A 12361-nucleotide genomic window follows, 5' to 3' on the forward strand; every position below is an offset into this window, starting at 1 on the left:
GGCATGACCAACTCCACCAGCGAGACGCCCGCGCAGGACATCCCCGCGCCGGGCGCGATCTCCGACTTCGGCATCGACACCACGTCGCGGTCCACCGGCGAGGCGGTGCGCGACTACGCGGCGCGGCTGCGCGGCGGCGAGCTGGGTCCGCTGCCCGCGCTGCTCGGCCTGGTCACGCTGCTGATCGTGTTCAGCTCGCTCGGCGACACGTTCCTGACGCTGGGCAACATCGCGAACCTGCTCGCGCAGGGCGCGAGCATCACCATCATCGCGATGGGCCTGGTGTTCGTGCTGCTGCTGGGCGAGATCGACCTGTCCGCCGGCACGGCGTCGGGCGTCGCCGCGGCCGTCATGGCGCTGCACCTGGTCAAGGGCGGCAACCTGCTGGGCGGCATGGGCGACGTGGTGTTCGCCCTGTACTGCGGGCTGCTGGCGCTGGCGGTGGTGCTGGCGGCGGTGATGCGGATCTGGCCGGGCGCGGTGCTCTCCGCCGCGGCGCTGGTGATCTCGCTGATCGGCGTGCCGCCGGACCCGTGGGTCGAGATGCTGCTCGCGGTCTGCGTCGGCGCGGCGATCGGCTGCCTGACCGGGTTCCTGGTCGCGAAGGTCGGCATCCCGTCGTTCGTGGTGACGCTGGCGCTGTTCCTCGCGTGGGGCGGCGTGGTGCTCCAGCTCATCGGCCAGGGCGGCACGCTGGGGCTCGACGACCAGGTGCTGTTCGAGGTCGCGAACGGCAACCTCACCACCGCCGGTTCCTGGGCGCTCTTCGCGCTCGCCGCCGGGGGTTATGCTGCCGTCGTGCTCGGCAGGCATTTCTCCAGGCTGCGCAAGGGCCTGGTGGCCCCACCCACCCCGATGGTGCTGGCGAAGGTCGGCGCGGTCGTCGTGCTCGCCGCCGTCGGGACCCACCTGCTGACGCTCAACCGCTCGGTGTCGAGCCTCGTGGTGATCCAGGGCGTGCCGCACGTGGTGCCGATCGTGCTGGTGCTGCTGGTGATCGGCACGTTCGTCCTGGAGCGCACCAGCTACGGGCGGCACGTGTACGCCGTGGGCGGCAACCAGGAGGCGGCCCGCCGCGCGGGCATCGACGTGGCGCGCATCCGCATGAGCGTGTTCGTGATCTGCTCGACGGCCGCCGCGCTCGGCGCGATCGTCTACTCGTCCAAGGTCGGCTCGGTCGCCCCGAACGCCGGTGGCGGCAACACGCTGTTGCTGTCGGTCGGCGCGGCCGTGATCGGCGGCACCTCGCTGTTCGGCGGCCGGGGCAGGCTGCGGGACGCGGTGATCGGCGCGGCGGTGCTCGCGACCATCGACAACGGGATGGGCCTGCTGGAGCAGCCCGCCGCCGTCGTCTACGTGGTGACCGGCCTGGTGCTGCTGCTGGCCGCGGGGGTCGACGCGTTGTCCCGTCGCCGGGCGGCGGTCGCCCCGCGTTGACGTGACGACACCGCCCACCACCGGCGCGCGCCCCGACGAGGCCCGCAGGCACAACCGGACGGCGCTGCTGCGGAGGCTGCACGTGGACGGCCCGGCCACCAGGGCGTCGCTCGCGGCGGAGCTGGGCCTCAACCGCAGCACGATCAAGGCCCTGGTGGACGGCTTGGCGGAGGCGGGCGCGGTGGCCGAGCGCCTGCCCGCCCAGCGCTCGGGCGCGGGCCGTCCGTCGCTGCTCGTGCTGCCGAGGCCGCACGCCGCCGTGGTGATGGCCATCGACATCCGCGTCGAGCAGGTGGCGATGGCGTTCGTCGGCCTCGGCGGCGACATCCTCGGCCGCCACTCGTGGAACCTGCACCGCCGGTCCCGCGAACCCGGCGAGGTGATCACGCACATCGCCGACACCGCCAAGCTGCTCGCGGACGAGCTGGACGTGACGGCGGTCGGCGTCGGCGTGTCCGTGCCGGGGGTGGTGCGGCGGTCGGACGGGCTCGTGCACGAGGCGCCGAACCTGCACTGGACGGGCGTGGCGCTGGGCGAACGGCTGTCGGCGGTGCTGAGGGTCCCGGTCGGGGTCGGCAACGACGCCGAGCTGGGCGCGCTGGCCGAGCACGTGCGCGGCGCGGCACGCGGCTCGTCGGACGTCGTCTACGTCTCCGCCGACGTCGGGGTGGGCGGCGGCGTCATCTCGTCCGGGGCGCCGCTGCGCGGCGCGGGCGGCTACGTGGGCGAACTGGGGCACATGGTGGTGCGGCCCGGCGGTCGGCAGTGCTACTGCGGGTGCCGGGGCTGCTGGGAGACCGAGGTGGGCGAGGCGGCGCTGTGCCGGGCGCTGGCCCTGCCCGAGGACGCGCCGCGCGGCGCGGTGGTGGCCGAGCTGCGGTCGCTCGCGGCCTCGCCGGAGGCCGTGGAGCACCGCCTCGGCGAGTTCACCGAGTGGCTGGCCACGGGCCTGGTGACGGTGGTCAACGTGCTGGGACCCGAGCAGGTGGTGCTCGGCGACCTGTTCACCGCGCTGCCGGAGCAGGTGGTGGACCGGGTGCGCGAGGTCGTCCGGGTGCGCAGCCTGGTCAGCCGCGCCGTCGGCGGCACGCGCATCGTGTCGTCGCCGCTGGGCCGCGACGCGAAGCTCGTCGGCGCGGCCGAGCTGGCCTTCGAGCCGGTGCTCGGGGTGATCTGAGAATGCAGGGGGGCGGAGACCCATCGGATCTCCGCCCCGGACGGCCAGGGTGCTCGCGGACCTCGCGGTCCGCGCGTGTTCAGCCCTGCTGCAGTTCAGCAGCGAGTTCGCGCAGCTTCGTGCTGTGCTCGCGGGCGTGGTGCCCGCAGAACAGCAGCTCGCCCCCGGACGGGAGAACGGCGCGCACCTGGGCAGCAGCCCCGCAGCGGTCGCAGCGGTCGGCAGCGGTCAACTCGGGGCGGGTGAGCGTGGTAGTCATGGAAATCTCCCTCCGTCCCGGCACCGGGGATCGGTGCCCTCACACCTAGCTGCGACCACTCCGCAACTGGCTGGTGCGTCGTGTTCGCTGGCTCCACTCTTGCAGACGCACGGGCGTAAGTCAGTGTTCCCTGGGCCGTGGCGACCCGCGTCACTCCTGATTTACCCGCGCACCGCGTCACTCGAACCTGGGAATTCCACCGGATCGCCGCGCGCGTGCTCACGTTCCGCTGTCGCGCCAACGCTTTCAGACCTGCGGTTACGGTGTCGGGCGCACCTGCGCTGGGCCGAAAGGTGGGCGACCGGAAGGCGCAACTGTGATCGGTAACACTTTGGTCAGCCCAGAGCGAACACGCGGTCGATTCCACGATACGGACGGAACACGTCCAGTTCACCAGCTCGTCAGTTCACGCGGTCATCACACGGTGATCACCTGTGGTCACAGCGCCATCGCGCACCGTTGTCGTTGCCGCGACGGCAAATGCCGGTGACCCGCAGCGGGGTCACCGGCATTTCCGGGTCCGGGGCTCAGTCCAGGTAGTCGCGCAGCACCTGCGACCGCGACGGGTGGCGGAGCTTGGACATCGTCTTCGACTCGATCTGGCGGATGCGCTCGCGCGTCACGCCGTAGACCTGGCCGATCTCGTCCAACGTCCGCGGCTGGCCGTCGGTCAGGCCGAACCGCAGCCGCACCACGCCGGCCTCGCGCTCGGACAGCGTCGCCAGCACGGACTGGAGCTGGTCCTGGAGCAGCGTGAACGACACCGCGTCCACGGCCACCACGGCCTCCGAGTCCTCGATGAAGTCACCGAGCTGGCTGTCGCCCTCGTCGCCGATCGTCTGGTCCAGCGAGATGGGTTCACGCGCGTACTGCTGGATCTCCAGCACCTTCTCCGGCGTGATGTCCATTTCCTTCGCCAGCTCCTCCGGGGTGGGCTCGCGGCCCAGGTCCTGGAGCAGCTCGCGCTGGATGCGGCCGAGCTTGTTGATGACCTCGACCATGTGCACCGGGATTCGGATGGTGCGGGCCTGGTCGGCCATCGCGCGGGTGATCGCCTGCCGGATCCACCACGTGGCGTACGTCGAGAACTTGTAGCCCTTGGTGTAGTCGAACTTCTCCACCGCGCGGATCAGGCCCAGGTTGCCCTCCTGGATCAGGTCCAGGAACGCCATGCCGCGGCCCGTGTAGCGCTTGGCCAGCGACACCACGAGGCGGAGGTTCGCCTCCAGCAGGTGGTTCTTGGCGCGCTCGCCGTCGCGCACGATCCACCGCAGGTCGCGGCGCAGCTGCGGGGTGAGCTTCTCGCTCTCCTCCTCGGCGCGGCGGACCCGCTCGGCGGCGTAGAGGCCGGCCTCGATCCGCTTGGCGAGCTCGACCTCCTCCTCCGCGTTGAGCAGGGCGACCTTGCCGATCTGCTTCAGGTAGGCGCGGACCGAGTCGGCGGAGGCCGTCAGCTCGGCGTCCTTGCGCGCCTGGCGCAGCGCCTCGGACTCCTCCTCGTCCCAGACGAAGTCGCCCTCGCCGGGCTTGGCCTCCTCCTCGGCGGGTTCGTCCTCGACCGGCTCGTCGATCAGTTCGACCTCGTCCACCAGGTCTTCGTCACCGGGAACGCCCTCGAGGTCCTCCGGCTCGTCGCCGTCGCCCGCCTTCTTGGCCTTCACCGGGCCGGCGGCGGCCTTGGCGGCCGTCTTGCGCGGCGCCCGCGTGGCCGTCTTGCCCGCCGCGGCGGTCTTCGCCGCCGGCTTCTTCGCCGGGGCCTTCCTCGCCGAGGTGGCCTTGGGCGTCTCCTCGGCGTCAGCCTTAGCTGCCTGAGTCGTCTTCGCGGCTGCCACGTACGCCCTTTCGCGACTGTCGATCAAGGCAAACCGAAGGGCGCGAACCTCGGTCGCCGGAGTACGGGGGAGAGCCCGCCGGACCGTTCGTCAGCGGGGCACCGTTCCATTGTAACGACGAGAATCACCGACGGATGCGCATCACCCGGTTCTGGTGCGCGTCGTCGGGCGTTCCCGCAGCTAGGAGGCTTGCGAAAATCAGTGGCGCAGACCGTGCGCGGCGGCGACGGCCGCGCCCACGATGCCCGCGTCGTTCTTCAGCGCGGCGGCCACCACCTCGGTGCGCACGTCCAGCAGCGGCAGCCACTTCTCCGCCTTCTTGCTGACCCCGCCGCCGACGATGACCAGGTCCGGCCAGACCAGGTTCTCCAGCACGCCCAGGTAGCGCGACACGCGCGGCGCCCACTCCGCCCAGGTCAGGCCCTTGTCCTCCTTCACGGAGGCGGCGGCGCGGGTCTCGGCGTCGTGCCCGTCGACCTCCACGTGCCCGAACTCGGTGTTCGGCACGAGCTTCCCGTCGAGGAAGACGGCGCTGCCGATGCCCGTGCCGAACGTCAGCAGCACGACCAGCCCGTCCCGGCCGCGGCCTGAGCCGAACCGCATCTCGGCGGTGCCGGCGGCGTCCGCGTCGTTGAGCACGACGACGTCCTCGACCGGCCTGCCCAGCCGCCCGGCGAACAGCGCGGCGGCGTCCGTGCCGATCCAGCCCTTGTCCACGTTGGCGGCGGTGTGCGCGACACCTCGCTTGACCACGCACGGGAGCGTGACGCCGAGCGGACCGTCCCAGCCGAACTTGTCGACGATCTCGGCCACCACGTCGGCCACCGCGTCCGGCGTCGACGGCTGTGGCGTCGGGATGCGCAGGCGCTCACCGTCCAGCGCGCCAGCCTCCAGGTCCACCAGCCCGCCCTTGATGCCCGAGCCGCCGATGTCCACGCCGAACCCGCGGGTCATGCCCATCCCCGTGGCCCTTCCTGTTCGATTCAGCAACCGTGGCCGCAGACACTAGCCTGCGGTTCCCCGATAGTCCCGTGCGAGTGACCCAGGAGGAACAGTTGCGCTTCGATCCGGACGCGTTGGTGGACGTCGCGGTGCGGGTGGCCCGTGAGGCGGGCGACCTCGTGCGGGTGACTCGGGACTCCGCCGTGTCGGACGTCGACACGAAGAGCACGATCACCGACGTCGTCACCGCCGCCGACCGCGCGGCCGAACGGCTGGTGCGGCGGCGGCTGGCCGAGCTGCGGCCCGGCGAGCCGGTCGTCGGCGAGGAGGAGGGCGGCGCGGCGGTCGAGGGGCTGACGTGGGTCGTGGACCCCATCGACGGCACGGTGAACTACCTGTACGGGATCCCGCACTACGCGGTGTCGATCGCGGCGCAGGTCGACGGGGAGTCGGTGGCGGGCGCCGTGGTCGAGCCGGCGACCGGGCACGTGTGGACGGCGGCGCGCGGTGGGGGCGCGTGGTTGGACGGGCGGCGGCTCACCGCTTCGGGTGCGACCCGGTTGGAGGTTTCCCTGCTGGGTTGCGGGTTCTCCTACCGGGCGGAGCGGCGGCAGCGGCAGGCGGAGGCGCTGGCGGGCCTGGCGACCGTCGTCCGGGACTTCCGGCGGGCCGGTGCGGCGTCGTTGGACCTGTGCTCGGTGGCGGCGGGGCGGTTGGACGCGTACGCCGAGCACGGCCTGGGGCGGTGGGACTGGGCGGCGGGGATCCTGCTGGCCAGCGAGGCCGGTGCGGTGGTGTTCACGCCGGGGCAGGCTCCCGAGCTGGGCGTGGACGCGACCTTCGCCGCCGCGCCGGGTATCGCGGACGCGTTGTTCGCGGCTCTGGTGGAGCACGGGTTCGGGAAGGTCTGAGGGCCGGCCGTGCCTTTGCGGCGCGCGGTGGTGCGGGGTGCCGTGCCGTGCCGTGGTGCGGGATGCCGGCCCGTGGTGCGCTGAGGCGTGCCGTGGTGGAGCGGTGCGGTGGTGGGGCTGAGGGGTCGAGCGGAGAGGTCGGGGGGTGGCCTCCGGCCCCCGGCTCCATGATCTCACGCGGCACCGACAATTCCGGCGTCAGCGCAGCTCAGGCGCGACGGAACGGCAGCGGTGATCGTCGGTCAGCCGTGCACGTCCAGCCGTGCACGTCCAGCCGTGCACGTCCAGCCGTGCACGTCCGGCGGTGCACGTCGGTCAGCAGTGCACGTCCCGCGCGCCCTTGAGGTTGTCCGCGTTCAGCGTCGGCGCGCCGCGCTCCGCGACCTGCCCGCCCTGCTGGTCGGGCTGCTGCTCGGCCCACGCCGCGAGCTGGTCCAGCACCTTCCGCGCGTCGGCGTTCGGCTTGACCTCGGTGAACTTCTTGCCGATCGAGAGGTCCACGGTCGCGTCCTGGCGCTCGTCGCGCACCAGCTCCAGGCACGGCTCGACCAGGCTCAGCGTCCGCGCCGCGCTCGCGCCCGGCGCGCCGAACCGGATCTGGCCCCGGCAGGTCATGTCCTGCGCCGGGTAGACCGGGTCGTTCGTCGGCTCGGCCGCCTGCTTGAACCCCAGCTCGGTCAGCGTCGTCGCCACGAACCGGGCCTGGTTGCGCTGCGTGCTCGCGTTGAACACGCGGAACTGCACCTCGCCGACCGGCACCGGGTCGGTGCGGTCCAGGGCGTCGTGGGTCAGGACGGTCCCCGCCGGGACCGCTCCCGCCGACGCGCCGCCTTCCGGCGCGGGCACCGCGGCCGACGACGGCACCCGGCCGGGCGGGTCGCACTTGATCGCCGCGTCGACGTCGTCGGCGTCCGCCAGCACGCGGTTCCAGACCACCACCGCCGTGACGGCGAGCACCAGGAACAGCACGAGCGCCGGCACCGGCCGCCGCCTCCGGTACCGCGACGACCCGCCGTTGTCGGAACCGGGCCTCACGTCCGCCGACCTCCCCTTTGGCGTAGTGCTGTTGTGATCAGGCTATGCCGCGTTCCCCGATCCCGCGCCTCGGGCCCCGTGGTAGCCGGACGCGATCACCCGGTCGCGGACGGTCAGCGGAACTCGGGGCGTCACACCACGGTCGCGTCGGCTGGGCGGGGTCCTGTCCGAAGCCTATCGGGCCAGCGTGCGAAGGGCCTATCACCCGTCTGCTCAATTAGGGGGAACCCGGTGCACGGCCCCTCGGACGATGAGCTACCCTCTCGGCGCTCCGCGCGCTCCCGGACAGCCTGATGCGTCGACGTACAGGGGGTTGGCGCCCGGCCGCGCGGGCGAGACCTCCGTCACTGGGGACGGAGGGCACAAATAGGGGCGCTGGTGCGTTTACCAGCGACACGAACAGTCTCCGTTGACCGCAGGGGTGAAAGAAGATGGCGACCGACTACGACGCTCCGCGTCGCAGCGAGGCAGACGAGCTCGCTGAAGACTCCCTTGAGGAGCTGAAGGCGCGGCGCAACGAAACGCAGTCCGGGGTCGTCGACATCGACGAGGACGCGTCTGCCGAGAACTTCGAGCTGCCGGGCGCCGACCTGTCCGGTGAGGAACTGACGTTCAAGGTCCTGCCCAAGCAGGCGGACGAGTTCACGTGCTCGAAGTGCTTCCTCGTGCACCACCGCAGCCGCCTCGCCGAGGAAGTGAACGGCCAGTACATCTGCCGCGACTGCGCCTGACCAGCGCGGGCAGCGGCCGGCCGGGTGGCGTGACGACCCGGTGGCACGACCCGTTCCTGGGCGCTCACCCCATCCGCCGGGGTGACGCCCAGAGGCGTCCGGCGCAGAAGCGTCCGGGTTCGGCCGGCGCCCGACGGGCCATCCCGGTCCCGCACGACGGGACCACGCAGCACCAGAGCGGGAACCCCGAAGCGGGAACCCGCAGTCATCCCGGACCGCGGCCGAGCGGTCAACCCTTCAGGTCGGTCAACCCCCCAGGGCTGTCAACCTTTCAGGGCTGTCAACCTTTCAGGGCGGCTACCAGCTTCTCCGGCGAGCGGACGCTGAACAGCCAGTACGGCGTCGGGTCCGCGGGGTCGGTGAGCGTGATCTTGACCATCGGACCCACCCAGCCGCGGTGGGTGACGAACGCCATCGGGTCCAGGTTCGGGCCCATCGCCTTGCGCTTGGTCTTCGCGTCGAACACCTCGACCTCGCCGAGCAGGTCCACCGGCACGTGCGCCTGGCCGACCCGCAGCTCGCCGCCGGACACCTCGACCTTCGTCGAACCCATCCGCCACAGCAGCAGCAGCGCCAGCGGCACCGTGACCAGGTACGGCAGCCACGACCGCACGCCGGGGAAACCCATGTGGATCTCGGCGGCCAGCAGCGCCGCCGCCGCCAGCGGCAGCGGCCAGCCCCACCAGGGCACGAACAGCCGCTCGCGGAAGGTGGTCGGGGCGGTCACAGCAGTCTCGCTCACGACACCAGGGTAGTCTCGCGCGCCGTGCCCAGCGTGGAGGTCCTGCTGTCCCGGCTCGATCCGTCCGTCCCGCTCCCGTCGTACGCCAGACCCGGCGACGCGGGCGCAGACCTCGTCACGACCACCGACGTGGTGATCGAACCGGGGGAGCGCGCCGTCGTGGGCACCGGTGTCGCGATCGCCCTGCCGGAGGGCTACGCCGGGTTCGTGCACCCGCGCAGCGGCCTGGCGGCCAGGGTGGGGCTGAGCGTGGTCAACACGCCCGGCACGATCGACGCCGGCTACCGGGGCGAGATCAAGGTATGTCTGGTGAACCACGACCTGCGCGCGCCGGTCGTGCTCACGCGCGGCGACCGGATCGCCCAGCTCGTCGTGCAGAAGGTGGAGCACGCGGTGTTCCGCGAGGTCGAGGAGCTGCCCGCCTCCGAGCGGGGCGCGGGCGGCTACGGCTCTACAGGCGGGCACGACGTGCTCGCCCGGACGGAGGGGTAGAAGCGATGTTCGGAAAGCGCCGCAAGCGCGGTAGGCACTCCGCGAACCGGGGGACGGCGCAACCGGAGGTCGAGTCCGGCCAGGAGGTCCCCGAGGAAGGCCCGTTCGACGAGTCCCAGGCCCCCGACGACGGCCTGACCAGGCTCGACCTCGGTTCGATCCGGCTGCCGGTGCCCGACGGCGCGCAGCTCCAGGTCGAGATGGACCCGGCCGGCGCGGTGCGCGCGGTGCACCTGCTGACGACGGCCGGGCAGCTCACGGTCAGCGCGTTCGCCGCGCCGAGGTCGGACAAGCTGTGGCCGGAGGTGGGCGCGGAGCTGATCGCGCAGCTCAAGGGCGACGGGTTCCGCATCAACCGGGAGAACGGTGACTGGGGCGAGGAGATCTCCGCCCGCAACAACGAGGTGCACCTGCGGTTCGTCGGCGTGGACGGCCCGCGGTGGATGCTGCGCGGCGTCGCGGCGGCCCCGTCGGAGCAGCAGGCGGCGCAGGCCGTGGAGGCGCTGTACGAGCTGATGCGCGGCACCGTGGTGGTGCGCGGCACGCAGCCCATGCCGGTGCGTACCGCGCTGCCCATCGAACTGCCCGAGGCGATCTCCCGGCACATCGCGGCCCAGCAGCAACAGCAGGGCTAGGCACCCGACCCCGAGGCGTCCCACGCCTGAGCGTCCCAGCCTGGGGCGTCCCAGTCAGGGATGTCCCAGTCGGGGACGTCCCGGTACGGGACCTCACAGCCCGGCACGCCCCGCCCTGGAGCCTCTCGTACCGGGGGGCTCGGCGGGACGTCGGCCCGCGGCGAGGTAGGCGTCGAGCGCGGCGCGGCCCAGGGCTTCCCGGTCCGCGCCCAGCGCCGCGAGCGTCGTCGTGCGCAGCGCCGCGCGCGGCAGGGCCTCCACCCACTTCCGGGCTACCTCGACCGGGTGAACCTGATCGTCGGTGCACGCCGCCACGCCCACCGGGACGGCCAGTCGGCGCAATTCACCCGAAGAGGGGGCGTGGAACGCGGCGGCCTCGCGCAGCACCGCCGCCAGTCGCTCCCCGTAGCGAGGCCAGGCGCGGCGCAGTTCCGCGCCGAGCCACCCGTCCACGCCCGCCAGGGCCGCGGCCAATCCTTCACTGTCAACCACCGCGGCACTCGCGGAGGCGGCCAGCGCGGCGGGCGCGCCCGCAGGGTCGCCGACCCAGGCGGGCAGGGCCGCCAGCACGCCCGCGCACCGCTCGGGGTGCCGCGCCGCCCACGCCGCCGCGATTTGCGCGCCGAGCGAGACACCCCCGACGACCAGCGGTTTCCCGGTCCAGGCCGCGTCCAGCGCGGCGAAGTGCCCGGCCACCGACCGCGACGCGGGAGCCACCAGCGCGAGCCCCGCGCGCGCCAGCGGGCCGGCGAACACCGAGCGGACGAACACCTCGTCGGACGCGGTGCCCGGCAGCAGGACGGCGGTGGTCGCGGTGTCCGACGAAAGCATGGTCGGAGCATCCTCCCCCAGTCGGATACCCGGTCGGGTGCACCCGGTTACGCTGGACTGAACACGGGCTTCGTGGTCGAGGCCCTACGGATGCACCCAGGAGTCGGGGATGACCAATACTGGGGGCGGCTACTGGCGCCGCCTCGTGCGTCGGCTCACCACCGACGTCAGCGAGTTGGACGCCGACGACCTGTCGCGAAAAGCCGTGGAGGTCGGGGCCGTCCGGGCGTGCGACTGCAAGTCCGGCGAGGAGGTGACGGTGCTCGGCAGGTTGCGCAGCGTGGAGCTGTGCCCCCGTGACGCCGCCGCGACGCTGGAGGCGGAGTTGTACGACGGCACCGAGGGCGTCACGCTCGTCTGGCTCGGCCGCAGGCGGATCGCGGGCATCGAGCCCGGCCGCACCATCAAGGCGCGGGGCCGGATCGCCGTCCGCGACGGCCGCAAGGTGCTCTACAACCCCTACTACGAGTTGCAGAACGCTTCATGACGACAACCGGATCAGAGCAGCAGCCGACCATGCTGGAGCAGATGGGCGGGGTCAGCGGTCTGCTGCTCTCGTCGTTGCCGGTGGTGGTCTTCGTCCTGGTGAACGCCTTCGCGGGGCTGATGCCCGCGATCTGGAGCGCGCTCGGCTCGGCCGTGGTGATCGGCGTCGTGCTCGCCCTGCGCAAGGGCTCGATCCAGCCCGCCGTGTCGGCGGTGTTCGGGGTCGGCATCGCGGCCTTCATCGCCTACCGCACGGGCGACGCCAAGGGCTTCTTCCTCTTCGGCATCTGGCAGAGCCTGGTCTACGGCGGGGTCTTCGTGCTCTCGATCCTGGTCCGCTGGCCGCTCGCGGGCGTGGCCTGGAGCTTCCTCAACGGCCAGGGCACGGCGTGGCGCAAGGACCGCGCGTCGGTCCGCGACTACGACATCGCGACGCTGGTGTGGGCGCTGGTGTTCGGGTCGCGGTTCGTGGTGCAGCGGTGGCTGTACGACGAGGCGTCGGTCGGCTGGCTGGCGGCGGCGAAGCTGGCGATGGGCTACCCGCTGATGGCCGTGGCCCTGGTCGCCACGGTGTGGGCGGTGCGCCGGTCGGACAAGCGCCTCAAGGCCGCCCAGGAGCGCGAGGAAGAGGAGAACCGCGAGGCGGAAGCCCGCCTGCGCGCCCAGTCGCCAGGTGTTCAGCCTCAGCCCGCTGCCCAGCCTCAGCCCGCTGCCCAGCCTCAGCCGGCTGCCCAGCCTCAGCCGGCTGCCCAGCCTCAGCCGGCTGCCCAGCCTCAGCCGGCTGCCCAGCCGCACCCCACCACGGCCGACGAGCACTGACCGGCCGCTCCTGTCCCTGGTTTCCCGCGCGG

At 72.5% G+C, this 12361-nt stretch carries 14 protein-coding genes; 8 read left to right on the top strand and 6 right to left on the bottom strand.

Annotated features, from left to right (window positions below; all coding sequences use genetic code 11):
• Positions 1–3 precede the first annotated feature (3 nt).
• Both C8E97_RS09820 and C8E97_RS09825 read left to right on the top strand, forming a co-directional pair.
• On the top strand, positions 4–1437 hold the full coding sequence (locus C8E97_RS09820) for a sugar ABC transporter permease (RefSeq protein ID WP_121003681.1): 1434 nt from the start codon (positions 4–6) through the stop codon (positions 1435–1437).
• 1 nt (position 1438) lies between these two features.
• Positions 1439–2614 carry an ROK family transcriptional regulator gene (locus C8E97_RS09825; RefSeq protein ID WP_121003683.1) on the top strand — a complete coding sequence of 392 codons (1176 nt, stop codon included), beginning with the start codon at positions 1439–1441 and terminating at the stop codon, positions 2612–2614.
• 79 nt (positions 2615–2693) lie between these two features.
• Here C8E97_RS09825 and C8E97_RS09830 read toward each other — a convergent pair whose 3' ends face one another.
• The 3 genes from C8E97_RS09830 to ppgK form a co-directional block, all read right to left on the bottom strand.
• A complete protein-coding gene (locus tag C8E97_RS09830; RefSeq protein ID WP_121011206.1) occupies positions 2694–2873 on the bottom strand; it encodes a DUF7455 domain-containing protein in 180 nt (59 codons plus the stop codon).
• A 527-nt stretch (positions 2874–3400) separates the two neighbouring features.
• A complete protein-coding gene (locus tag C8E97_RS09835) occupies positions 3401–4732 on the bottom strand; it encodes an RNA polymerase sigma factor (protein WP_211346953.1) in 1332 nt (443 codons plus the stop codon).
• A 171-nt stretch (positions 4733–4903) separates the two neighbouring features.
• The gene (gene ppgK / locus C8E97_RS09840) at positions 4904–5665 is read right to left on the bottom strand and encodes a polyphosphate--glucose phosphotransferase (RefSeq protein ID WP_121003688.1); all 762 of its coding nucleotides are present in this window, start codon (positions 5663–5665) and stop codon (positions 4904–4906) included.
• 95 nt (positions 5666–5760) lie between these two features.
• Between ppgK and C8E97_RS09845 the strand changes: the two genes are divergently transcribed.
• Positions 5761–6558 (top strand): inositol monophosphatase family protein, encoded by a 798-nt coding sequence (locus C8E97_RS09845; protein ID WP_121011209.1) that lies wholly within the window; start codon positions 5761–5763, stop codon positions 6556–6558.
• Positions 6559–6873: 315 nt separating this feature from the next.
• Here the strand turns inward: C8E97_RS09845 and cei are convergent, their stop codons facing one another.
• On the bottom strand, positions 6874–7593 hold the full coding sequence (gene cei / locus C8E97_RS09850; RefSeq protein ID WP_121003690.1) for an envelope integrity protein Cei: 720 nt from the start codon (positions 7591–7593) through the stop codon (positions 6874–6876).
• A gap of 431 nt (positions 7594–8024) precedes the next feature.
• Here cei and C8E97_RS09855 point away from each other — a divergent pair, with 431 nt between their 5' ends.
• Positions 8025–8324, top strand: a complete 300-nt coding sequence (locus C8E97_RS09855; RefSeq protein ID WP_121003693.1) for a DUF4193 domain-containing protein — start codon at positions 8025–8027, stop codon at positions 8322–8324.
• Positions 8325–8604: 280 nt separating this feature from the next.
• Here the strand turns inward: C8E97_RS09855 and C8E97_RS09860 are convergent, their stop codons facing one another.
• Positions 8605–9066, bottom strand: a complete 462-nt coding sequence (locus tag C8E97_RS09860; RefSeq protein ID WP_246018782.1) for a DUF3093 domain-containing protein — start codon at positions 9064–9066, stop codon at positions 8605–8607.
• Positions 9067–9090: 24 nt separating this feature from the next.
• Here C8E97_RS09860 and dut point away from each other — a divergent pair, with 24 nt between their 5' ends.
• Together dut and C8E97_RS09870 are read left to right on the top strand one after the other, a co-directional pair.
• Positions 9091–9558 carry a dUTP diphosphatase gene (gene dut / locus C8E97_RS09865; protein WP_121003696.1) on the top strand — a complete coding sequence of 156 codons (468 nt, stop codon included), beginning with the start codon at positions 9091–9093 and terminating at the stop codon, positions 9556–9558.
• A gap of 5 nt (positions 9559–9563) precedes the next feature.
• On the top strand, positions 9564–10193 hold the full coding sequence (locus C8E97_RS09870; RefSeq protein WP_121003698.1) for a DUF3710 domain-containing protein: 630 nt from the start codon (positions 9564–9566) through the stop codon (positions 10191–10193).
• A gap of 93 nt (positions 10194–10286) precedes the next feature.
• On the opposite strand, the gene C8E97_RS09875 is transcribed toward C8E97_RS09870, so the two are convergent.
• Positions 10287–11024 (bottom strand): alpha/beta fold hydrolase, encoded by a 738-nt coding sequence (locus C8E97_RS09875; RefSeq protein WP_121003700.1) that lies wholly within the window; start codon positions 11022–11024, stop codon positions 10287–10289.
• Between the two features lie 109 nt (positions 11025–11133).
• Between C8E97_RS09875 and C8E97_RS09880 the strand changes: the two genes are divergently transcribed.
• On the top strand, positions 11134–11511 hold the full coding sequence (locus C8E97_RS09880) for an OB-fold nucleic acid binding domain-containing protein (protein ID WP_121003702.1): 378 nt from the start codon (positions 11134–11136) through the stop codon (positions 11509–11511).
• The gene (locus tag C8E97_RS09885) at positions 11508–12329 is read left to right on the top strand and encodes a DUF3159 domain-containing protein (protein WP_246018783.1); all 822 of its coding nucleotides are present in this window, start codon (positions 11508–11510) and stop codon (positions 12327–12329) included. The genes C8E97_RS09880 and C8E97_RS09885 overlap by 4 nt, the downstream gene beginning before the upstream one ends.
• The last annotated feature ends 32 nt before the right edge of the window (positions 12330–12361 follow it).

The sequence above is a fragment of the Saccharothrix australiensis genome (assembly GCF_003634935.1).
GTDB lineage: Bacteria > Actinomycetota > Actinomycetes > Mycobacteriales > Pseudonocardiaceae > Actinosynnema > Actinosynnema australiense.